This window comes from Hymenobacter sp. BT491 (assembly GCF_014349165.1).
GTDB lineage: Bacteria > Bacteroidota > Bacteroidia > Cytophagales > Hymenobacteraceae > Hymenobacter > Hymenobacter jejuensis.
In genome coordinates, this window is sequence record NZ_JACSJJ010000007.1 from 1 (window position 1) to 21,773 (window position 21,773).

25 protein-coding genes are annotated in these 21,773 nt (G+C 62.2%); 7 read left to right on the plus strand and 18 right to left on the minus strand.

What is annotated here, in order from left to right:
* Window positions 1-291 precede the first annotated feature (291 nt).
* A complete protein-coding gene (locus tag H9I52_RS21055) occupies window positions 292-1,431 on the plus strand; it encodes a mechanosensitive ion channel family protein (protein ID WP_316248061.1) in 1,140 nt (379 codons plus the stop codon).
* Window positions 1,432-1,621: 190 nt separating this feature from the next.
* Here H9I52_RS21055 and H9I52_RS21060 read toward each other — a convergent pair whose 3' ends face one another.
* The 3 genes from H9I52_RS21060 to H9I52_RS21070 all read right to left on the minus strand — a co-directional run bounded on the left by H9I52_RS21060 (window position 1,622) and on the right by H9I52_RS21070 (window position 4,852).
* Entirely contained in the window at window positions 1,622-2,173 is a 552-nt protein-coding gene (locus H9I52_RS21060) for a DUF421 domain-containing protein (protein WP_187455493.1), read from the minus strand.
* 63 nt (window positions 2,174-2,236) lie between these two features.
* A complete protein-coding gene (locus H9I52_RS21065; RefSeq protein WP_187455494.1) occupies window positions 2,237-3,559 on the minus strand; it encodes a DUF2254 domain-containing protein in 1,323 nt (440 codons plus the stop codon).
* Window positions 3,560-3,571: 12 nt separating this feature from the next.
* A complete protein-coding gene (locus H9I52_RS21070) occupies window positions 3,572-4,852 on the minus strand; it encodes a cation:proton antiporter (protein ID WP_187455495.1) in 1,281 nt (426 codons plus the stop codon).
* Window positions 4,853-5,069: 217 nt separating this feature from the next.
* Here H9I52_RS21070 and H9I52_RS21075 point away from each other — a divergent pair, with 217 nt between their 5' ends.
* On the plus strand, window positions 5,070-5,555 hold the full coding sequence (locus tag H9I52_RS21075) for a DUF305 domain-containing protein (protein WP_262386167.1): 486 nt from the start codon (window positions 5,070-5,072) through the stop codon (window positions 5,553-5,555).
* A 110-nt stretch (window positions 5,556-5,665) separates the two neighbouring features.
* A complete protein-coding gene (locus tag H9I52_RS21080; protein WP_187455496.1) occupies window positions 5,666-5,833 on the plus strand; it encodes a hypothetical protein in 168 nt (55 codons plus the stop codon).
* On the opposite strand, the gene H9I52_RS23330 is transcribed toward H9I52_RS21080, so the two are convergent.
* The 7 genes from H9I52_RS23330 to H9I52_RS21115 form a co-directional block, all read right to left on the minus strand.
* A complete protein-coding gene (locus tag H9I52_RS23330; RefSeq protein WP_187455553.1) occupies window positions 5,805-6,503 on the minus strand; it encodes a transposase in 699 nt (232 codons plus the stop codon). The two genes, H9I52_RS21080 and H9I52_RS23330, sit on opposite strands and share 29 nt — an antisense overlap.
* A gap of 9 nt (window positions 6,504-6,512) precedes the next feature.
* Window positions 6,513-7,559 (minus strand): arsenosugar biosynthesis radical SAM (seleno)protein ArsS, encoded by a 1,047-nt coding sequence (gene arsS / locus H9I52_RS21090; RefSeq protein ID WP_187455554.1) that lies wholly within the window; start codon window positions 7,557-7,559, stop codon window positions 6,513-6,515.
* 93 nt (window positions 7,560-7,652) lie between these two features.
* On the minus strand, window positions 7,653-7,985 hold the full coding sequence (locus H9I52_RS21095; protein WP_187455497.1) for an arsenosugar biosynthesis-associated peroxidase-like protein: 333 nt from the start codon (window positions 7,983-7,985) through the stop codon (window positions 7,653-7,655).
* Between the two features lie 53 nt (window positions 7,986-8,038).
* Window positions 8,039-8,866: an SDR family oxidoreductase gene (locus tag H9I52_RS21100; protein ID WP_187455498.1), complete on the minus strand. Its 828-nt coding sequence runs from the start codon at window positions 8,864-8,866 to the stop codon at window positions 8,039-8,041.
* Window positions 8,856-9,881, minus strand: a complete 1,026-nt coding sequence (locus tag H9I52_RS21105; protein ID WP_187455499.1) for an NAD-dependent epimerase/dehydratase family protein — start codon at window positions 9,879-9,881, stop codon at window positions 8,856-8,858. The genes H9I52_RS21100 and H9I52_RS21105 overlap by 11 nt, the downstream gene beginning before the upstream one ends.
* Window positions 9,881-10,570 (minus strand): TIGR04283 family arsenosugar biosynthesis glycosyltransferase, encoded by a 690-nt coding sequence (locus tag H9I52_RS21110; RefSeq protein ID WP_187455500.1) that lies wholly within the window; start codon window positions 10,568-10,570, stop codon window positions 9,881-9,883. Before H9I52_RS21110 ends, H9I52_RS21105 begins: the two co-directional genes overlap by 1 nt.
* Window positions 10,571-10,634: 64 nt before the next feature.
* Complete coding sequence (locus H9I52_RS21115; protein ID WP_187455501.1) at window positions 10,635-11,732, minus strand: BamA/TamA family outer membrane protein; 1,098 nt, start codon at window positions 11,730-11,732, stop codon at window positions 10,635-10,637.
* 110 nt (window positions 11,733-11,842) lie between these two features.
* Between H9I52_RS21115 and H9I52_RS21120 the strand changes: the two genes are divergently transcribed.
* The 4 genes from H9I52_RS21120 to H9I52_RS21130 all read left to right on the plus strand — a co-directional run bounded on the left by H9I52_RS21120 (window position 11,843) and on the right by H9I52_RS21130 (window position 14,145).
* Window positions 11,843-12,643, plus strand: coding sequence for a DUF547 domain-containing protein (locus tag H9I52_RS21120; RefSeq protein ID WP_262386168.1), 801 nt, complete (start codon window positions 11,843-11,845; stop codon window positions 12,641-12,643).
* 42 nt (window positions 12,644-12,685) lie between these two features.
* On the plus strand, window positions 12,686-13,123 hold the full coding sequence (locus H9I52_RS23135; protein ID WP_262386169.1) for a hypothetical protein: 438 nt from the start codon (window positions 12,686-12,688) through the stop codon (window positions 13,121-13,123).
* A 125-nt stretch (window positions 13,124-13,248) separates the two neighbouring features.
* Window positions 13,249-13,452 (plus strand): hypothetical protein, encoded by a 204-nt coding sequence (locus H9I52_RS23140; protein ID WP_262386170.1) that lies wholly within the window; start codon window positions 13,249-13,251, stop codon window positions 13,450-13,452.
* A 69-nt stretch (window positions 13,453-13,521) separates the two neighbouring features.
* Window positions 13,522-14,145: a DUF6134 family protein gene (locus H9I52_RS21130; protein WP_187455503.1), complete on the plus strand. Its 624-nt coding sequence runs from the start codon at window positions 13,522-13,524 to the stop codon at window positions 14,143-14,145.
* A 240-nt stretch (window positions 14,146-14,385) separates the two neighbouring features.
* On the opposite strand, the gene H9I52_RS21135 is transcribed toward H9I52_RS21130, so the two are convergent.
* The 8 genes from H9I52_RS21135 to H9I52_RS21170 all read right to left on the minus strand — a co-directional run bounded on the left by H9I52_RS21135 (window position 14,386) and on the right by H9I52_RS21170 (window position 21,771).
* On the minus strand, window positions 14,386-15,228 hold the full coding sequence (locus H9I52_RS21135; protein WP_187455504.1) for a glycosyltransferase: 843 nt from the start codon (window positions 15,226-15,228) through the stop codon (window positions 14,386-14,388).
* A gap of 196 nt (window positions 15,229-15,424) precedes the next feature.
* Window positions 15,425-15,931, minus strand: coding sequence for a hypothetical protein (locus H9I52_RS21140; RefSeq protein ID WP_222940596.1), 507 nt, complete (start codon window positions 15,929-15,931; stop codon window positions 15,425-15,427).
* Between the two features lie 152 nt (window positions 15,932-16,083).
* The gene (locus tag H9I52_RS21145; protein ID WP_187455505.1) at window positions 16,084-16,824 is read right to left on the minus strand and encodes a TIGR04282 family arsenosugar biosynthesis glycosyltransferase; all 741 of its coding nucleotides are present in this window, start codon (window positions 16,822-16,824) and stop codon (window positions 16,084-16,086) included.
* 65 nt (window positions 16,825-16,889) lie between these two features.
* Window positions 16,890-17,186 carry a hypothetical protein gene (locus H9I52_RS21150; protein ID WP_187455506.1) on the minus strand — a complete coding sequence of 99 codons (297 nt, stop codon included), beginning with the start codon at window positions 17,184-17,186 and terminating at the stop codon, window positions 16,890-16,892.
* 315 nt (window positions 17,187-17,501) lie between these two features.
* Complete coding sequence (locus H9I52_RS21155; RefSeq protein WP_187455507.1) at window positions 17,502-18,335, minus strand: metallophosphoesterase family protein; 834 nt, start codon at window positions 18,333-18,335, stop codon at window positions 17,502-17,504.
* Window positions 18,328-19,683: a sodium:solute symporter family transporter gene (locus H9I52_RS21160; protein WP_187455508.1), complete on the minus strand. Its 1,356-nt coding sequence runs from the start codon at window positions 19,681-19,683 to the stop codon at window positions 18,328-18,330. Before H9I52_RS21160 ends, H9I52_RS21155 begins: the two co-directional genes overlap by 8 nt.
* A gap of 7 nt (window positions 19,684-19,690) precedes the next feature.
* Window positions 19,691-20,257: a hypothetical protein gene (locus H9I52_RS21165; protein ID WP_187455509.1), complete on the minus strand. Its 567-nt coding sequence runs from the start codon at window positions 20,255-20,257 to the stop codon at window positions 19,691-19,693.
* Window positions 20,258-20,322: 65 nt separating this feature from the next.
* A complete protein-coding gene (locus tag H9I52_RS21170) occupies window positions 20,323-21,771 on the minus strand; it encodes a SusD/RagB family nutrient-binding outer membrane lipoprotein (RefSeq protein ID WP_187455510.1) in 1,449 nt (482 codons plus the stop codon).
* Window positions 21,772-21,773: the final 2 nt, after the last annotated feature.

Below are 21,773 nucleotides of genomic sequence, written 5' to 3' on the forward strand. Positions count from 1 at the left end.
AATCTTTACCTATCCTGATACAGGCTCTACGGCCTCCTGGAACGGTCCAAAGTAGCCTTAGAAAAGAGAGGGGATTGGCCTGTAAAACGAGCTTGAGTACTCCATAATCGATGAATCTTACTCCTCTCTTTTCCTTCTCATCAGCCCCAAGTACGAGGCACAGGCGAACATAGGATAATCGAAGTTCTCGGACCCGCCTAGGAAAAGTAGCAACTTGGGCCATTGCTACAGGGTGGCCTAGAATGAAATTTTTCCGATCTGGCGCTGCGGGCCACGACCCGGGGCTACCCCGTGGTACTCCGCGCCGACACGCTGTTCCGCGTGTACACCAAGCTGGGGCCGTTTTTGCCCCGCGAGCGGGCCGCCCTGATCGCTGAGAAAGTAAAGCGCCTAGAAACCCGCCCCAACTTCCGGCCCGACTCGCTGCGCCTCTATCTGGCGAATAAATCTAGCAATTTTCCTTGCGGGCACGTATGTCAGAGCACTATGGATTTTTCGCTCGCTTGGCAGAAGCTGCACCAGATTGGCCGTGACCTGATGCTGGCCTTGCCCAACATCGGGTTTGGCCTGGTCGTATTTGCCGTTTTTATCGTTGTGGCCCGGGGGGTGCGCCTGCTGGTGCTGCGCATCACCAGTCACCGCCGGCCGAGTCTGGGCCGTTTGTTAAGCCGCCTCTCCTACGTGGGCATGCTCATTTTGGCGGTGCTAGTGACGGCGACCATTGTGCTGCCGGGTTTCACGCCCACCAGCCTCATCAGCGCGCTGGGCGTGGGCGGCATTGCCATCGGGTTCGCCTTCAAGGATATTTTCCAGAACTTCCTGGCCGGCATTCTCTTGCTGCTGACCGAGCCCTTCCAGATTGGCGACCAGATTAAGTACAAGGACTTTGAGGGCACGGTGGAGGACATCCAGACCCGGGCCACGGCCATCAAAACCTACGACGGCCGCCGCGTCATCATCCCCAACGCGGAGTTGTTCACCAACGCCGTGACCGTGAACACGGCCTACGACAAGCGCCGGCTGCAATACGACGTAGGCATCGGCTACGGCGACGACATCGCCACCGCCCGGAAACTCATCATCGAAGCCATAAAGGGCGTAGATGGAGTGCTTACTGACCCAGCTCCCGAAGCCATTGTGGTCGACCTTGCGGGCAGCTCAGTCAACATCCGGGCCCGCTGGTGGGTAGACCCGCCGCGCCAGGCCGACGTGCTCGACGCCCAGGACCGGGTGCTGGAAGCCATCAAAAACAAGCTGTCCGAAAACGGCATCGACCTGCCCTTTCCGACCCAGCAAATCCTGTTTCACAACCAGACCGAAGCCACCGACGGCAACCGCCGGCAGCAGCGCGAAGGCTGGCCCGCCGGCAAGGGCGATGTGCCCCCGGCCCGCGCTGAGGTGGCCCCAGGCGATACCCAGCCGGCGGGTTAGCCGACAAAAGTTGCTTTAGATAGTCGCACGGTCCTGCTGAGCGCAGCCGAAGCATCGCTACTGAGAAAGTAACTGATTACTATCGCGGTAGCGATGCTTCGGCTGCGCTCAGCAGGACCTTTTTGTTAACGCAAACCGTTTCTTATTCGAAACGGCCCCGCAGCCTCACCCCGGCCCCCTTCAGAGGGAGCTAGTAGGTGTTATGCTGGGCGCTACTGCTGTTGGTGAAGCCCCGCACGCCTTGCAACACCGACTGCGGGCCGGACGTGGTTTGCTTCAGCACGCTCAGGTCGCCACTGTTTTCCAGTATCACGGCGGCGGCTTCTGTCAGGCTGGCCAGGCCCTGCGCCCGCAGCTCGGCCATTATTTCCTCTTCCGTGAGGCGCTCGGCGCGCAGGGCAGCCGGCAGAAACCGGCCCTGGTACACGAGCAAGGTTGGTTCGGATTTCACCAACCGGCTAATGGTTTTGGAGCGTACCGACAGCCAGGTTATGCTGAATTGCAGGGCAATGAGCAGAGCGAAGGCCACCAGCCCGTCCAACAGGGCCACACTTTTGGTAAGCAGCACCGTGGCCAGAACAGAGCCCAGCGCCACGGTCACCACCAAGTCGAAGGCGTTCATTTTGGTCAGGGTGCGCTTGCCCGATATCCGCAGCAGAACGATAAGCCCGGCATACGCCGCCACGCCCACCACCAGGGTGCGGGCCAGGCTGGTCCAGGAGGTAAAAAAGGCGTTTTCCATACGACTGGGGGAGAGTAAAAGGATAAGACTCGGTGGCTTTTACGCCGGATGCAGAGTTGGCAATCAGTGCAAATCGAGCAGCAAGGCGGCGAGCTGCTCGCGCACCTGCTTGCGCTCGTAGTCGGTGGTTAGGGTGCGCTGCGCGGCTTCAGCTACCAAGTCGGCTTGCTGGTGCAGGGCATCCAGCCGCTCCAGGTTCTGCGTGCGCTGGGCAATGGTGGCCAGGGCCGTGAGCAGGCGCAGGTACACGCCCAGGTTGGCCTCGGCGCTAACGCGAATCTGGTCGAACGCCGTGGCCAGGAACTGCCCGAACGCCGGCCGCACGGCGATGACGCGCACCCGCTGCTGGTCCACGCGGAGCGGGTCGGGCAGCTGCCGGTCGGCCAGCTGGGCCAGCAGCGCCCCCAGGTGGTCGACGCAGATAATGGCTGTGGTGGTGTCGTTGATGCCCGGCGAGAGGGCCTTGAGGGCAATGTCCACAATCTGGCGCAGGCCAAAGCCCGCATCCTGCTCAATGGTGCGCTGGCGGCCCAGGTTGACGAGCGAGTTCACTTGGTCGGTCAGGTCAGCGGGTAGGGCGGCCGGGCGGTCCTCGTAGCGGGCCACCGACACCAGCACCGCGCCCCGGGCCACAAACCCACCTATGCCGTGCTCCAGGCGCACGACGCCCTGCAGGTCGTTGGCCACAGCCAATAATTGCTCCTCGTCGATGCTTTGCACGTAGCCTGTGGCCTTCGCCAGCACCGGCTGCCAGGTGAGCTGGCCCGCCTGCCGCAGCAGTTCCTGGGCCTGGGCGGCGCTGGCCTCATCGCCCAGCTCGTCGGGAAAGAGGAGCGCAATGGCGGCCTCCGTTTCTTCGGTGGCGTTGCGCACAATGCTGGACGCCTGGAGCGCGGACGCCATGTGGTGAATGAAGAAAATCAGCACCCCGATGCTCACCAGCGCCAGCACCAGGCCCATCCCCACGGCCAACGAGGGAATGAACCGGCCCTCGTCGCCGCCCCGGATGGTGCGCAGCACGATGAGGCAGTAAGCGAAAATGCTCACGAAAAAGCCCAGCACCACCTGGTTGGTGCGGTCGCGCATGAAGTTGCGCAGCACCCGCGAGGTATACTGGCTCGACACCTGCGCCAGCGTGCTCAGCGTCAGCGAAAAGATCAGGCCCGCCACGGTTATCATCGAGCCCGCAATGGCCGTGAGCATGCCCCGCGCGCCGTCGGCCCCGGCCCCGAACAGCAGCGGGTAGTCGCGCAGGCCTTCGTAGTTCGTCCGCGACTCGGCAATCACCAGCCCGAAGGCCAGCAGCAGCGCGCCGGCCACCATCAGCGTGGGCACAAACCACAGGCTGGAGTTCAGGTTTTGCCACAGGGCACGGAGGCGGTTCATGAGCAGCAAGGGCTAGTGGGCGGAACTGTTGGGGCCACCACCGGCAGGCGGGCCGGTGCTCAGGCCCAGCCGCTTCACCAGCGGGCCGATGGTGAGGCCCTGCCCGATGATGCTGAACACGACCACCACGTAGGTGATGCCCACCAGTAGGTCGCGGGGCATGGAGTCGGGCAGCGACAGGGCCAGCGCCACCGAAATGCCGCCCCGCAGCCCGCCCCAGGTGAGCACCCGCAGCGTTTGCCGGTCGAAGGGGTAGAAGCGCTTGAGCAGCACCAGCGGCAGCCCCACCGAAAGCCAGCGCGCCGCCAGCACCACCACAATGGCCACCAGGCCCACCACCAGCGTGGTGCGGCTGATGTCGAGGATGAGCATTTCGAGGCCAATGAGCACAAACAGCACCGCGTTCAGAATCTCGTCCAGCAGCTCCCAGAACTTGTCGAGGTATTCGCGCGTCTCGTCCGACATGCCCAATTCCCGTCCCTGGTCGCCCACAATGAGCCCGGCCACCACCATGGCCAGCGGGCCCGAGGTGTGCAGGGCCGTGGCCAGCGCCGTGCCGCCCATCACCAGGGCTAGCGTAATCATTATTTCCACCTGGTAATTGTCGATGCTGCGCAGGGCCCAGAAACCGCCGTAGCCCAGCACCCCGCCCAGCACTATGCCGCCCACCGCCTCCACCAGAAACAGGTGCCCGATGGCCGTCGGCGTGGCCTGCGCCGCCCCAAACTGGGCAATCTGCAGCAGGCTCACGAACACCACCACCGCAATGCCGTCGTTGAACAGCGACTCGCCCACGATGCGGATTTCCAGCCGCTTATCGATACGGGCTTCCTTGAGAATGCCCAGCACGGCGATGGGGTCGGTGGGGGAGATGAGGGCGCCGAATAGCAGGCAGTAACTGAATTCGGTGGGCCGCCCGAACAGCGGCAGCAAGTAGTAGAACGCCCCGCCCACCAGCACTGTAGAAAGAACCGTGCCCACCGTGGCCATGGCGCCCACGGCCAGTCCCTCGCGCCCCAGCGCGCGCACATCCACGTGCAGCGAGCCGGCGAAGAGCAGGAAGCTGAGCATCACCTGCATGAGGGCGGTGTGGAAGTCGAGGCCGCGCACCAGCTGGCTGGCCGTCAGCACCCCGTCCACGCCCAGCTTGCCCAGCCCGATGGCCACCAACGACGACACCAGCGCCAGCACCATGAGCCCGATGGTGGCCGGCAGCCTGAGAAAACGGTGGTTGAGGTAGCCAAACACGGCGGCCACCACAATCAGCAAGGCCAGGGTATTATATAATTCCATGCAAGAAGTGAAGAAGAGTTACTTGGTAAGACGCGGATGGGAAGGGCAGGGTTGGAAATGCTTTCGATGGGCCAGCTGGCCTACCCGTACCATTTGCCGCGCCGGGCACGACACCACGGGCTTTGCACGCACGCAGCCCCTCCCGCCCGGCCTGCGTATGAAAGCGCGCCGGCGGGCCTGCTGCCTTATCCCCTTAACCCTTCATAATTAGTTCGGTATGATGAATTCCAACGCTCCCATGCCCATGTCGCCGCACCCATATCGTGGCTTTGCCCTGATGCTGGCCGTTTCCTTCGTCGTCATGTACGCGGTGATGTTTCTGAATGTGGACCAGGTCGACCACATCTACCTGAGTTTGACGCGCACCTACATGAGCCTGCTCATGGTGGCCGCCATGGCCCTGGTGATGCTGGGCCTCATGCGCCACATGTATCCCGACAAGCGCCTGAACCTGCTCATTGCCGGCGGCAGCGTGGCCGTGTTTGCCTTGGTGCTGACCTTGCTGCGCGCCCAGATTCCGGTGGGCGACGTGCAGTACATGAAAGCCATGATTCCGCACCACTCGTCGGCCATCATGGTCAGCCGCTCGGCCGACTTGAAGGACCCCGAAGTGAAAAAGCTCTCGGAAGGCATCATCCAGTCGCAAGAGCGCGAAATTGCCGAGATGAAAGCCGCCATCGCCCGGCTGGAAAGCCAGCGCTAGCCAGCTCCTACTTCGCGGTTTCCAGCAGCAAGCGTACGGGCTGGCGGCCGGCGCGGGCCGTGAGCCACTGCGTAAGGCGCTGCACTTCGGCGGCGGGCAGCGGGCGGATGGTGCGCACCGCCACCACGGTCGTATCGGCCCGGAGCGAGTCGGCGGCGGGCTCCCTGCAGGCGCAGGTGATTCGGGTGCGCATCACGGGCGTGCAGGGCGACACGTACACTTACTGGTCGGAAGCGGGCGGCCTGATCTTCACCGGTCGGATGCAACGCCTCCAGTAGCGTCCCCAGGACCACGGGGTCTGGCCCTGGGGACGTGTGGCATTTTTGAAACGGGCGTGGCGGTTGCAGAACTCTTGCCCCGTTTTGCCACCGCGAAGGTTCGGCGCGGCGTTCGCGCTGGCGGCGGCTTGGGCCGCCGCTGAAAAGGGGTACGGGCTAGCCCAACCGGCAGCGTTCGCAGGGCCACCGCCAGCGCGAGCGCCTGCTGGGGTCGGTGGTAAAGTAGTTTCTTCACGTTGTAGGCCGCCGCGGCCACGAGCATGACCTTGTGGGCCCTGGCGCGGCCTCGGACACCGACGCGGCGCAAGCCGTAGTGGTGCAGTAAGTTCCCAAACACGGGCTTCACGCGGCTCTGACGGAGCCGCCGCAGGTGCTGGCCCAGCCGGCTGTGCTGCCGGGCCAGGGCCCGACGGTAGGCTGGGTCGTAGGCCGTGCGCATAAGCTGGCGGCATTTACTTTTGGGCGCACAGGTGGCTTTGCGCGGGCAGTGCTGGCTGCCTCGGTAGGGAGCCCGGTAGATCTTCAGCAGGGCGCCATCCGCGGTGGTCTCGTAAGTCCGGAAGGGAAGCGCCTTCCCCGCCGGACAGGTAAACGGGTCGGCCTGCGGGTCGTAGGGTAACTTGGGCTTGGTAGAATTTTTATTTCCCTCCCTCCTCTGAGAAGACCCAATTGAAAAGCGCTACGCCACCGTGCCGCCGCAGCTCGAGCCTGCGCCTGCCGTGCAGCCGTAACAGTGCTGGTTAAGCACGATGGGGCGCTGGACCAGGGCCGCGGCGTCGAAGTCGCGGATGTGCTGGCTGGCGCTGGCCACGTGCAGGTCGAGCATCTGGTTGAAGTCGCAGTCGTAGAGGCCACCGTCCCAGCCCACCGAAATGGTGTCGCGGCACATCACGCCGGCGGCGGCGGTGGGGTTAAAGGCCGTCACGAGCTTCTCCATATAGCCCGCGTAGTTGCCCGACTCGACCAGGTAGTCGAGAAAGCGGCTCACCGGCAGGTTGGTAATCGCAAACAAGCTATTGAACACAATGCCGTGGTCTTTGAGCAGCGCTTGCTTGAACTGTCGCTCCAGAGCCGCCTGGGGACCGGGCATAAACGCGCCGGCCGGGTTATATACCAGGTTGAGGACCAGCCCAGTGCCGGGCTGACCGTAACCCACGGCGTTCAGCATTTTCAGCGCCCGGATGGAATCGTCGAACACGCCGTCGCCGCGCTGGCGGTCGGTTTTGTCGGCCGAGTAGAAGGGCAGCGAACTGACGACTTCCACGCTGTGCTTTTTGAAAAACTCGGGCAGGTCGTGGTACTTCTTGTTGGCCACGATGATAGTGAGGTTGCAGCGCACCAGCACCTTGCGGCCCAGCGCCGAAATCTGCTCCACAAACCACCGGAAATCGGGGTTCATCTCGGGGGCGCCGCCAGTTAGGTCCACCGTCGGAATGTCGGTGGCAGCCAGCGCGTCGAGGCAGAGCTGCATCGTTTCGCGGGTCATGATTTCCTTGCGGTCGGGGCCGGCATCGACGTGGCAGTGCTTGCACACCTGGTTGCACATCTTGCCCACGTTGATTTGCAGCACCGCTGGGGCTAGCGGTCGCAGCGGAAACAGGCCCGCTTCCTGCATCTTGGCGCGGAAGGGCGGCAGGTGCAGCACGTCCACCACTTCCTGGCGCAGTACGGTGAGCTGAAAAGCCGAGTTGGCGAGCTGGTTGCCCGTGGCTTTGAGGGATTTTATCATAGCAAAGAAGTGGCGCGTACGCTGCGAATTCGCGCGTAGGCCGGGTGGAAATCATTTGACACGCGGCGCCCTAGCGTCCGCGCTACGCTACTACATCGATAGCTCTTTCACCTTGTTCATCATCTGCACGCCATGCACCAGGGTAGCGCCGCCACGAATGGCCGCTGCCACGTGCACGGCTTCCATCATTTCGGGTTCGGTACAGCCCTTTTCGAGGGTGTCCGACGTGTAGGCGTCGATGCAGTAGGGGCACTGCACGGCATGGGATACGGCCAAGGCTATGAGCGATTTTTCGCGGGCCGTGAGGGCACCCTCGGCAAAAACGGCGCCGTAGTAGGCAAAGAATTTATCGGCAAACTCCTTCTGAAACTCACCGATGTTGCCAAATTTCTTGAGGTCGGCGGGGTTGTAGTATGATTCCATGCGTGGGTTTAGGTTAAGATACGAAAAAGACTAAGAACCAGATTGCCGGCGGGCTACTCGTAGAAATTGCGCAGCCGGTGCTGGGAAGCTAGTACCACCCAGTCGCCGAGGCGGGGCAATAGCGCATGCACCACTAAAATGAGGCGACCTAGGCCCGAAATAACAGTGCGCCGCCGCCGCCGCCGTACGTGGCTCAGGATGATGGCAGCCACCTGCGCCTGCGACTTTTGCCAGCGCGGCGGGCGGTGCGCAATGGGAACGGGCTGGCCGGCCGCGTTGAGCACGCGCTTGTCGGGGTCATTTTGGGTGAAGCCGATGTGCACCACTCCGAAATGCACACCGGTGGCAGCTAGTTCCAGGCGCAGCGTGTGGGCCAGGTTGGCCAGAGCGGCCTTGCCGGCGCAATAGGCCGAGCCGCTGGGCATTCCATTAAGGGCAGATATGGAGGAAATGAACGTGACGCTTCCCCGGGCTTGGATGAGGTGGGGCAGCGCCGCCTTGAGCGGGTACACTGAGCCGTACACGTTGCTGTCGAGCACCTGCCGAAATACGGCCGGCTGCATATCGGCAAAGTAGGCCCGCTGCGAAATACTGGCGTTGGTAATCAGGATGTCGAGCCGGCCGAACGCCGCGATGGCCGTGGCCACGAGGCGCTCGCAGGCGTCGTAGTCGGTGATGTCGGCCACGCAGGCGGCCACCTGGTAGCCCTCAGCGGCCAGGGCCTGGCGGGTGGCTTCGAGGCGCTCGGCCTGGCGGCCATTGAGCACCACGGCCGCCCCTAGGTGGCAAAAGGCGCGGGCCGTTTCGCGGCCAATGCCCGATTCGGACCCCGTAATCAAGGCGACCTGGCCCGCCAGGGGAGTAGGGGTTTTATTGAACATACCCGTGGGTGAGAAACCAATCGAAGGCCTCGGCCACGGCTTGGGTGATGGGGGTTTGGGGCATACCTAACTCGGTGTGGGCTTTTTGGGCAGTGAAGTAGTGGCCGTCGTTGGCTACGGCCGCCATGGCCGCATTCACCGGGGCCGGGCAGCCGGTGAGCGTGGCTCGCCAGTCGCAGAACAGCCCGTAGAAGTTGGCCAGTGGTGGTAGCACCGGCCAGCGCGGGGACGCTACCCCGAGCACGCCGGCTATCAGCCCGAAAGCCTCCTTATAGCTCAGGTTTTCATTGCCCAAAATGTATGACTCGCCCACCCGGCCCTGGGTGAGGGCGTTGACGATGGCCACGGCCACATCCTGCACGTGCACGTAGTTTTTGCCCCCCAGCGGATAGCCGGGCAGCTGGCCGGCGTGCAGCGCCAGTAGCAGCGCGCCCGAGGTGGGCCGGGCATCGCCGGGGCCCAGCATAAACGTGGGGTGCACCAGCACGGCGGGCAGTTGCTCGCGGGCTACGGCCCGCAGCACAAGGTCAGTGGCAGCGCGCTTGCTGTCCATGTAGTCGAGGCCGTAGCGGCGGCCGGCGTATGGCCGGGTTTCGTCGCCGGGCCTAGCCTTGGTGCCAAAGCCGTATACGTTAGCGGTGCCCACGTACACGAAGCGGCCTACGCGTGCCTTGCGCGCTAGCCGTAGTAAGCGTTCAGTGCCGCTCAAGTTGGCCGCCCATACGGCACGATTCCGAGCAGGATTTACCTGTGCCAGTGCCGCGGCGTGGATAACGGCGCCACAGCCAGCAATTAGCGCAAACGGACCGCTTTTTTTACCGTGTTGAGAGATATCAAACTCCACTACTTCAATGGGCAGCGACGACAAGGGCGGCAGCGCCGGACTAGCCGCGCCGCCGGGCCGCACCAGTGCCCGCACGGGGTAGCCGCGGCGCAATAACTCGGCCACGAGGTGGCGGCCTAAAAAGCCGTTGGCGCCCGTTACGAGCACGCGGGGAAGCGGGGGCGGGGGCATTAGCGGTAGTTGAGCAGGGCCTTATAGGTGCGGGCAATGCGGGGCGGCGGCAGCTTGAGAAAATACATGGCAAAGGCTGTGAGGTTGGCCAGCTGCACGCGCAGCCAGCCGTTGGTTTCGTACTTGCGGGCCGATACTACCACGTCGAGCGGCACGATGTGGAAGCTGGCCAACCGCTGAATGCGCTGGATAATCTCGAAGTCTTCCATAATGACAAATCGCTCGTTGAACCCGTTCAGCTGCTCAAACAGCGCCCGCGTGACAAACAGCGTCTGGTCGCCGCCCCGACTCATGATCCCTTTAAAACGAGTGCCATAACTGTTAATGCGCAGCAGCGGGTGCGGGGAGTCAAATCGGAAGCGGTAGCAGCCCGCCGCGTGGCCCTGGGCTACGGCCGCTGCAATAGTAGCCACGTAGCCGGGGTGGATGCCCACGTCGGCGTGCACGAAGTAGAAAACGTCGCCGCGCGCCTGGCTGGCCCCGTAATTGAGCTGGGCGGCGCGACCGGGCTTGGGCGCGGCCAGCACGGTAGCCCCGGCGGCGCGGGCGGCTTCGGCGGTACCGTCAGGACTGTTGGCGTCCACTACCAAAATTTCTACGGTGCCGGGCGGGGCGTGGTGGCGCAGGTCGGCCACCAGCCGGCCGATGTTGGTCGCTTCGTTGTACGTGGGAATAATGACGCTAAGCATGAAGGCTGAAATGGCTACGAAGCTGCAACTTCCGAATTAAGTAGCAAAGAAGGGGCTAGCCAGCTTAAAATGCCTCGCCCACGGTGAGATAAAAGCCGCCCGACTGCCGGCCCAGGCCGTAGTCGAGCCGCACGTTGAGGTGGTCGCGGCGGTTGGCCGTGAAACGCAGGCCCGCCCCGTAGGCGCCTTTCGGCTGGCCGAGGCGCAGTAGCGCCTGCGCATCGCCCAGGGTGCCCACGCCGCCAAATATCACCGCGCCCAGGCGCTTGTACAGGTCGAAGCGCAACTCAGCCTGCGCCAGGGCTACGTTTTGGTCGCGGTAGCGGCCCTCGTAGTAGCCGCGTAGCCGCCGCGAGCCGCCTAGCAGCGACAGGGCATTGAAAGGCGCCGTGCCCAAGATAAAGCTGCCGTAGGCGTTGGCGGCCAGCACCGCGTGCGCCCCTAGGGCCCGGTAGCCCGACACGTCGGCCACGTAGCGGTCGAAGCGGGTGGTGGCGCCCGCCGCGCCCGCGCCCACGGCGGCCCGGTTGCGGATAAAGGCGCTGAGGTCGGCCACCACGCCTGTAGTGGGGAAAAAGACGTTGTCGCGCGAGTCGTAAAACAGGCCCAGCCCGCCCCCCGTGAGGCGGCTGCCGAGGCCACCGGGCACGTTGCCGCTGGCCAGCAGCCCATTCGCTTCCACGCTGCTCACGCGGTAGTCTTCGTACTGGTAGCGCAGGCCCGCGTAGAGTTTGCCCGCCCCCACCCCGGCCCCTACACGCCGGAAGGCGTTGACCCGAACCCTAGGGAAATTGACGCCGAACAGCTCGCGCGGCACCTTGCGCTGACCCACGCCGTAGAAGTAGTAATTGTAGCGGTAGTAGCCGGCCTCGCCATAGGCGTAGTAGCGGTTGTGGTCGTAAAAAACCTGGAAGGGCACGTACAGCAGCAGCTGCCGGTTCTGGGTGTAGGCCAGGGCCAGGGTGAACTGCGAAGGCCGGGCCGCCGCAAAGCCGTCGTCGCGCCGGAAATGCACAGTGGCCGTGGCGGCCACGCCGTAGGCTAGCCGGGTTTCGGGCGTGTAGTACACCAGGGGCACTGGCAGCAGGGCCAGGCGCTTGGGGCGCACCGTATCGGCGGGGGCTAGCCCGGCCAGGGCCAGCAATATGGTGGAAAGGATCACGGCAGCAAAACTAATTTCCAGAGCCTACGAAATTGCGGTGGCCGGGAGATTGCCGCCCGGCAATCTTTACGGCCCATCTTTGCCGTATGTAGCTTCCAATGAACAAACTCATGAAAACCTCGATCCTAACCGCCCTGGTGCTGGCGGCCGGAACGCTCACCGCCGTGGCCGTAGTGGTGCCCGGCCTCACCCCCGTGCCCACGCCCACCTACGCCGAGGTCGCCACCGGCGGCCTTGTCGACCACAGCGCCTACGATAAGCTGCTCAAAAAGCATGTCAACGCCCAGGGCTTGGTTAATTACAAGGGCTTTCAGGCCGATGAAGCGGCTTTCAACCAGTACCTGGCGCAACTGAGCAAAAACCCGCCAGCCGCCAACTGGCCCAAGGCCGACCAAATGGCCTACTGGATTAACGCCTACAACGCCTACACTATCCGCCTCATCCTCGACCACTACCCGGTGCAAAGCATCAAGGATATTGGCTCGAAAATCAAGATTCCGTTCGTGACCACGCCTTGGGCGGCCAAGTTTTTCAGCCTCGGCGGCGGGCAAATGAGCCTCGACAACATTGAGCACGGCATTTTGCGCAAGAAGTTTGACGACCCGCGTATTCACTTCACGCTGGTGTGCGCGTCCATTTCATGCCCGCGCCTGCGCAACGAGGCCTACACCGCCGCTCAGCTCGAAAAGCAGCTCGACGACCAAGGCCGCGACTTTCTGAACAACCCGGCCAAGAACAAGATTAGCAAGTCGGAAGCCCAGCTCTCGAAGTATTTTGACTGGTACAAGGGCGACTGGCAGAAGAACGGTCAGTCGGTGGTGAAGTGGGTCAACCGGTACTCGACCACCAAAATCGACGCCAACACTAAGGTTACCTACCTGGACTACAACTGGAACCTGAACAAGCAGTAGTTCCAGCGTAAATTCTTGTAATTACCTGCTTTCCCTCTCCACATGAGTTGCCTCGAAACCATTGCCGACGTGTACCGCCAGGCCACTCAGGAACCCCAGGTGGGCCTTTGCTACACCACCAACCTGGCGTGGCAGCTGTCCGGCCTCAGCATTCCGCCGCGCATGCTAAGCATGAACTACGGCTGCGGCAGCACCGTGAACCCGCGTGACCTCACCAACTCGCTTGCCGTGCTCTACGTGGGCGTGGGCGGCGGCATGGAGCCACTGCAATTTGCCTGTTTCAGCCGCCGGCCGGGCGCCGTAATTAGCGTGGACGTGGTGAGCGAGATGCTCGACGCCTCGCGCGAAAACATGCAAACGGCCGAAGCGCAGAACGACTGGTTTAAAAGCAGGTTTATCGACCTGCGCGCCGGCGACGCCCTGCACCCTGCCTGTGGCCGACAAAAGCGTGGACGTGGCCGCCCAAAACTGTCTTTTTAACATCTTCAAGCTCGACGACCTCAAGCGCGCCTACCGCGTTCTCTCGCCCCAGCACTACGCCACCGACGAGGTTATATTCGTTGAGAGCGTAGAAGTGTGCGCCATCAAAGATCCCATGCCGGCCGATGAAACCCTGCATTTTTACGGGCCGCACGGTCATCTACTACGGTGGCGAGGAGTACTTTGACGACCATAAAGGCCACGTGCTAATGCAGCACCAGCCCCTGGCCGTGTGCAATAAAACCGCCGGTAACCTGGCCGCGCTGGGCCGCGACGATATTTTCATTTTGCCCTCAACCTACCACTACGACGGTGGCTGCTGCTGCTAAGTTTTCATTTAACGGTTAAAAAGAAAGCCAGCATGGCGTTCTTTTTTGACTTACAATTCACCCAAATAAATGAAGCCGCTAATCCTGCTTTTCCTCCCCGTTCTGCCCTTGGCGGCTGCGGCGCAAGTGCCCAAAGCTAGCACGGCGGCTGAGGTGCGGCACTACGGTATTGAGGTGGCGGGCCTGCGGGTGGGAACGATGACGGCCACGCGCCATGCCCCGGTGGGTGCCGACGCGACGTACTCGCTGGTAAGCGACGTGCAGGTGAATTTTTTATTTTATCACCTCAAGATTTACTACTTGGTGATTAACCGCTTCCGCAACGGCCAGCTGCTGCTCTCAACGGTGGAGGCGCACACCAACCAGGGTGATTTTGCTTCGCGAACCGAGTGGAAGGGCGACCATTACGACATCGTGGCCGACCAGTACGAGCACCACTACAAGGCCACCGAAACGACCCCTATTCGCTACACCGTGACTAACATGTTTTTTGGCGAGCTACCGGCCAGCCAGGCGCGGGCGTTTGCCGAATATTTTGGCGACTACTTTGTCCTGAACCGGGCCAAAGCCGACAACTGGCGGGCCTTACGCGACGGGCGTGAGGATGAATACCAGTACGCCAACGGCCAGCTGGTAGCCATTATCAAAAAAAATCCGCTCAAGAACTTTATCATTCGCTTGCTACCAGAATAAGCTGATAAACAACGGCATAATCTGGCAAATTTATTGCGCCGGTTGCCTACTACACTGGCTGGCCCTGCCGGAGCCAGACGTTCCAGGTGCGCGCGTAGGCGTGCACGCGGTCGGGGGCTCATCAGCTGCCTTCACGACCGGCTGGCCCTCGTTGACCCATTCAAAAATGCCGCCGTATAGGTTGCGCGCATTGGTAAAGCCAGCTTGCTGAAGCTGCGCGCCGATTTTTTCGCTGCGCGCCTACCGAGCAGTACACCACGATGGGCGCGTTTTGGGCACATCGTGCACCGCCGCCAGCGGAAAGGTATCGCAACCCACCAGCCGCGCCCCGCGCAAGTGGCTGACGGCAAACTCCGGGGCTTCGCGGGTGTCGAGCAGCACCGGGCCGGGCAACTGCTGCAACTGCGCCACGCTCAGCTGGGCGCGGTAGCTCAGGTCAAGGTCTTCGGTGAGGGTATCGGCGTGCCAACCGCCGGCATCTTCGATGCAGACGCGCCGCCACACGCCGCCCGTGCCGTTGAAATTGAAGAAGTGCCCGCCCGCCTGCCGGCCTACCTGCTCCACCAAGAAATGCGCTTTCAACCCGAAGGCTTGCATGCGCGTGAGCAGCGAAGCGTACTCGTTGAGGTGGCCCCAGCGGGTTTGCACCGTCCCGATGCCGGGGCTGGTGAAGTAGAGAATGACGCGTCGCAGAAAGTTCGGCGCGGGCAGTAAGTCAGCGTCAAAAATGGCCACGAACTCTGCCCCGGTTTCGGCCAGGCCGTGGGCTAGCGCGTCAGCCTTGTAGCCCTGGCGGGTGGGCCGGCGCACCTGCCGGATGTTCAGGCCCTGCGCTTGGTAATGGGCCACGCGGGCGGCCAGCGCCACGGTTGCATCGGTCGAGTCATCGAGCACCTGGATGAGCAGGCGGTTGGCCGGGTACGAGTAGTCGAGGGCGGCGGCATCGAGCATTCGCTCCACCACGTTTTGCTCGTTGTAGAGGGGCAGTTGCACCGCGACCAAGGGCCAGGTAGCGGGTGGGGCCGCGCCAACCACGCCAGTCGTCCCTGCGTGATAGTGAACCCGAGCATGAAGACCAGGCATAGGCCGTACACAACGACTAGGCCGGCTTCTTAAAAGGACAGGCACTAAGTTTATAGTGAGAAGATTACCGACGGTAATTGTCCTATAAAATTCGGAGCAAATCGGCGTGAATAAATGCGGAGCCAGTCAGCCGCCCCTCGCCGGGGTCATTTTTGAGGTTGAGCACGCCACGGGGGCAGGTGGTGGCGCAGAGGCCTCAGCCCATGCAGGCAGGCCGCACGATGGGCTCGCCGCGCTGGGCGTACTGCTTCACGTCAATGCCCATTTCGCAAGCGTTGGAGCAGTTGCCGCACGAGATGCACTGCCCGCCGTTGGTGCTGATGAGGAAGCGCGAGAAGTGCTTTTGCAGCAGCCCCGGTAGGCGGCCATCGGGCAGCCGAAGCGGTACCACACCCGCGAGCCCATGAGCGGGTAAAAGCTCACCCCAACCACCCCCGAAAACACGCTGCCAATCACGAAGCCGTAGAACTGGCCTAGCGGCTACGCCCAGCGCCGGCACCGCGCCTGAGGCCCCCAGCCAAAGTAGCGCCGTGAGCAGCGTTATCAGCCCCAGAATGCGATAGATGAGGCGCACTTCCCAGCGCCAGGCCTGCCGGCTTTTGTCGGAGAGGTGGCGGCGCAGGCCAGCGTGAGGTGGGCTCCACGCCGGTGGCCAGCCGCAGCGCTGTGATGGACGCCGTAACGCCTGTGATGCCGTTGCCAATGATAACTGGGTGCATAAGCCGCAAATAAACGCCAAAACGCGGTGGTAATCAGCTCCGCCGCCGGAGCGGGCGCTGGGCAAGTGGCTGCTGGGCTACAACTTAGTGAGCACGTTAGGCCCCCCTGTTGGGGCTGGGCGCGGCCGGCTTCGCGCTATGGCTGGCGCGGCGGGCGGGGAGGCTGGCCCTCGAATACGGGTGGTGCTGGTCTGGGCTGCTGCCGAGTGCTATCTGGGCCACTGGCCGGGGCCGCGCCTTTGTGCCCGCCGCCAGAGCCGGCGTGCTCGCGCCAAGTAGCCAGGTCCTGGGCCGAGTCCACGTCGTGCAAGGTTGGCAGGTGGGCCACGCGCAAGCCGAGGCGGGCGGCATCGGCCAGGGTGTCAGGCAAGACGCTGGCCATGCTCCAGGCTTTGTTGGCGAACAGCTCGGGATGCAACTTGTTCATGCCTAGCAAGTAATACCCGCCATCATCGGCCGGACCCACCACTAGCTCATGGTTTAGTAGCTGGTCAAATGCCTGCCGGAGCAAGTCAGCGCTCAGGCCGGGGCAGTCGGTGCCAATGATAACGACCCGGCCCGCGCCCGCCGCCAGTGCCTCGCTGAAGGCCTGCCTCATACGCTCGCCCAGCGTGCCTGCGGCCGGTTGCACGCGCCAAGGTAAGCCAAGCCACTCAGGCCGCGGCTGGGTTGGGTCGGCCCCGGCCGGGGCCTCGGCCAGCCAGACCGTGGCGGGCACTTGCGCCGCCGTTACGGCCGCCGCCGAGAGGGCTAGCAGCTCGCGGTACACGGCTAGGGCCGCCTCGTCACCGATGCCCGCTGCCAGGCGGGTTTTAACGCGCCCCAACTCCGGCTCGCGGGCAAAGACTAACAAGTGAGGGGGCAGGGCGGTGGACATACCTAGACAAATTATGTAGTAAAAGCAGAGCGGCAAGATACGGCCATCCCCCTTGAAAGCTGCAGCTACAGCTTCCCTTGCCGAACGAGCCGGCGGTAAAGCTGCACCAGGCGGCGCTGCAACACGCCCAGCTTATACAGCATCACAAGCAGTATAAAAATCCATTGCAGTCGAAAAACGCCGTTTACCAGGTACTTGCGCGCCGAGGTGGTCACAGCGCGGGGTAGCAGCTGAAACGGGCCCCGCGCCCGCAGGCGGGCCACTATGTCCTGAACTTCCATCACCAATAAATCTTCGCGGTAGCCCCCAATGCGGGCAAATAAGTCGCGGCGCACAAACAAGCTTTGGTCGCCGAAGCGCACGGCCCGTGAACGGCAGCCGGGAGCACCAGGCGCTAAACCGCAAAAACCAGTGTGGATAATCGAAGGACAGCCGGTAGCAGCCCGCCCCGTCCGCTAGAAGAGTTGAATTATTAGCGTTTAGCCAGCGCATTAAGTGGTTGTCCGAGAGTACTAATGGCCTCGCTCAAGCCGTACTCGCGCACAATCTGAGCCATCTTCTGCCCGCTTGACGATGTAGGATACACTGAGCCGCCCCGTGGTCGACGCTTCTGGCATCGCGTGCAGGCCTTCTACACCAGCGATTCAGTGAAAAGAGCCGTTTAGTTGGCTCGCTTTCTACTGCAACGTAATGGCTCGGCCCTGTAAAGCCTTCTCGGCCTCTGGCAAAATCTCGCAGTTATCCCAGATGCCCGTCAGGAGCGTTTGCGCATAGGAGTCAGGGAGCCCATTAGCCCGCATCAGCTGATGAGCCTTGCCGTTGTCGTAGGTGAAGGTGTGAAAGGAGTAGCTGAATAGGCCATCAGTATCGTCGAGCAGCAGGTACCATACGCGCGGGGTGCCATCGTTGGCTGGCATCCCAATCACGCCCGCGTTGAGCCAGCAGTGCCCCGCGCGCTCATCGACAAAGGGCAGGCCGGCGTGGCCGGACAGTATCACTGCGGCCCCGGTAGCGGCAAAGCTAGCTTCTTTCACAGGCCAGGGGGTAGAAGCAAACACGAAATCGGAGATGTCGGTGGCCGCCCCGTGCAGCACAGTTACCGTCTGGCCTGCATACCGGAAAGAGAGCTGAAGAGGCAGGGTGCTCAGCCAGGCGACCGAGCCGGCCGACAGGCTCCGCACCGCGTAGGGAAACCAGGCACGGGACAATAAATCGCACCGGCTGCCCTCGGCGAAATTGCAGCCGCAGTCGTCTTCACCCCGGATAATGTTCTGCTCTACATTGCCCTGAATGGCGTGCACCCCCCAGGCTTTTACCCGCTGCACCGTGGCTTCGGGTTGGGCGCAGTAGCCCACGATGTCGCCGGTACAGATGATGTTGCCCGCTGGAATTGGCAGCTGGTCGGCAATGTTCTGAAGCGCTTCCAGGGCCTGCAAGTTCGAGTAGGGCCCCCCGAAAACTAGTAGCCGGCCGCTGCGCGAGCCGAGGTCGGTGGGAAGGAGGTTATCCATGAGCAGGCTTTTTTTGGAGAAGCACACAAAGTCCGAATACCCCGAAACAGAAACCCGACGTAAGCAGGTTCGCGCTAAGCAGCGCCCCGTACTTGCCGTCGCCCAGGCGCAGGGTATCGGACAGGGGGAATATCGTCAGCAAGCCGCCCAGCACCAGCCCCCCGATGACCGATAGGTGAAAGGCCAGGCGCGGGACGGGCACATACCAGAACAAAAACACGGGGGCCAGCCCCAGCACCAGCGTCCCGCTGATGGTAGTAGCCGATAGAATGGCGGGGTTGAAAAATACCGGGATGGTGCCCAGTACCGTTAACACCACCATGGCCCACCGTCCTCTCGATACGCTGGGCACGGCCCTTTTGCTCAGGTCAATGCTGATGAGTTTGGAGAACGAGGCCATGGCCGAATCGAGGGTCGACGAGGCGGAGGTAACCATGATGAGGTTCAGCAGCAGCAGCATCGGCACGCCGAAGTACCGCGCCACGGCCACCGGGGCTTCGCCCGTCAGGGCGTTGAGCTTGGCGAAGATGCCCACGAAGCTGAAAAAAATGATGCAGCCCGAACCGATGGCCCCCGCCCAGAGGTACGACCGCAGCGTCGTGCGCGTATCGGAGATAAACCCCCGGTCGGTGAGCACTGGGTCGTGAAAAGGGTAGCTGAAACACTGCACCAGCGCCACCAGCAGCAAATCGACGCCCTGCCCCAAGGTCCATTCCCCGCTGCGCAGAAAGGGCTGCAGGCTACTCCCGTACTGGGGCAGGATAAACCCCAGAATCACCGCGAGCAACACCACAAAGAGCGACAGCTGAATCACGTCGGTCATAATCGAACTGCTCATGCCGCCCTTGAGCGTGTAGGCCAGCGTGAGCAGGGTGAACACCACAATGGCGACGTAGTAACTGCTCGTGCCCTGCCCGCCAAAATACGAGCCGATGACGATGGTGTTGGACCAGATTTCGTTGTACAGCCGAATGATAATCAGGAAGGTAAAGACAACCACCGCCCCCGCGCCATATTTCGATTCCAGAAAATGGTGGATGCTGCGGTAGCCCCCTCGGTTGCGCATGGACACGATGACGAACCCGGCCACCAGAAACGACAGGTAATACCCCGCGTAGGCCACGCCCCCCACCAACCCGAAGCTCTGGCCCAGGTTGGCGGCATTGGTAATCGACTTGGCAAACAGCCAGGAAATGACCAGGCTACTCGTCAGGAAAACCGTATTGGGGGTCCGCTCCTGGCGGGCTCCCCGGAAAAATTCGGCCGCGGTCCGGGACAGCGGGGACACGAAAAACAACGTAATGCTGGATGCCAGCACCAACGCCCACTGCCATAGGGTTGTACTCATACGGGGGTTAATCTTCCGCTTCTACTACGGGTTGTTGAACGCTTATTACTTGTATCCCTTGCGTGGGGCTGAGTGCCACTTGCGCTTCCATGAAGACGTCTGAATCTGGAACGCCCAAGCGCGTATAAAAGCGAAATTCTCCCTGCTGGCACCCCACAAAAGCGGTCCGCGACAGGGCCCATTCTTGTGCCGAGCCTAATTGTTTAACAACAGGGTTTCCCGTAAACAGCGCCTTGGTCAGCCGTTGGTGCAGCCACGGCTTATCGCCCCGGAACACAATCAGCTCGCTCTGGTAATTGTGTGAGACGTCCAATGCAGGGCCAGCGTCCTCCACGATGGGGTTGACCACGGCACTATCATTCAAGCATGTGGTCACCACCTGCACGCGGTACCGCTCCGGCCCTGGCAACAAGGTGTCGCGCCGTTCCACTACCGAATCCAGCGGCCAATACGTGCGGCGTGGCGTGGCCTTGGGGCGCTGAACGATGGTCAGCTGCTCCCGTGGTGTTTGGTCTGGTGAGGTGCAGCCTGAAGCGGTTACCACTGCCAAAAGGCCGATGACGGATGGTTTCATTCAGCAATAAAGTGCCTGTTGGCAAGTGTTCACGAGAACGGTCCAATCTAGCGAAAGGAAGGTAATCAGCGAGCCCACCATACGGGAACGTTGATGCTGTTATTCTGGGTGTTGGCGGCCGCTTTTTGATACTCCACCGCGTTCAGCGCGCTTTCCGTGCCGGGGTAGGGCATTCGCTTGGGAATCAGTCCGTTGTTGAGGCTGGCCGAAACCGTTTTCAGGCGGGGAAAACCCGTCCGGCGGTACTCGGTCCAGCCTTCGTAGGCGTGGTTGATGTTGCCCAGCCATTTCTGCGTCAGGATTTGCTCGATGGGGTTCTGGCCATTCTGATTGTAAGCCACCTGGCTGCTGGTGAGGTAGCTGGCGGGCAGTGCCACGCCCCAGTAGGCAAACGACTGGGTAATGCCCTGCTCATACAAGGTCCTGGCCGAGGCGGACACTAGGCCCCGCTGGGCGGCTTCGGCCAGCCAGAAACTGGTTTCGGCTGCGGTCATGTAGTTGGCCGATAAACGGTCGGAGTTTTCGCGGAAGATGGTCCCCGTGAGCGAGTAATCGGCCAGCGAAATGGAGAGCTTAGAGGCATCCGGTCCGTTCAACAGGCCTTTGTAAACCGCCGGATTAGCCGCCGTGGGTCGGAAGTACGTCGCTATCCGGGGGTCGCCCAGTCCCGTGAGCAGCTCCTCGCTGGTTTTGGACATGATAAACAGGTTGAAATCACCGATGCGAGCCGTCGACATGCGGAAATTGTTGGGCTGGGTCAGCGAGAATCGGTAGACGGCATTGTCCGCATTCGTCTTGATGTAATTGCCATCCGTCACGACTTTTTGCAGGGCAGCCTGCACGTTCACCTTGCCCGATATACGCATCAGTGCCCTTATTTTCAGCGAGTTGGCAAAAAGTATCCATTTGCTGCGGTTGCCACCGTAGATGACGTCACCGTCGAGCGCCGTCGGCCCTTTGTAATTGTTGATTGAGGCGATGCCCTTGTCGAGGTTGTCGAGGATGCCGCCGGGTGCCGTGTAGATGGATTCCTGGGTGTCGTAGGCCGGCGTAATCACCCCGGCTTTGCCCTGCAGCGCTTCGCTGTAAGGAACGTCGCCGTACAGGTCCGTCAGCTCGGCGGCGATGTAGGCTTTCAGTATCAGGGCCGGTCCTTCGTACACCCCAAAAGCCGTGTTCGCGCGCGCTTTCTGCAGCAGAATCTCATTGTCGCGCAGGTTGCTGTACAGAAACGGCCACGGATTGCCACCGTACTGCGGTTCGTTCAGGCTGTGCCGGTCGAACAGGTTGAAGTCGATGGCCGTGAAGTACTGCCCCAGCAGGTTGCCCGCCACGAAGGCTTCGTACGACATCTGCTCGCCGTAGTCGAAGGTGATTTTGCGCAGCAGCAGCGACGGTTGCACGTCGACCGGCGCGTTGGGGTTCGTGTTGATGTCCTCGAAGCCGTCCTTGCAGCCGGGCAGAAAGCCCGCCAGTGCGGTCAGCAGCAGGATGCTATATAATTTCCGTTTCATGG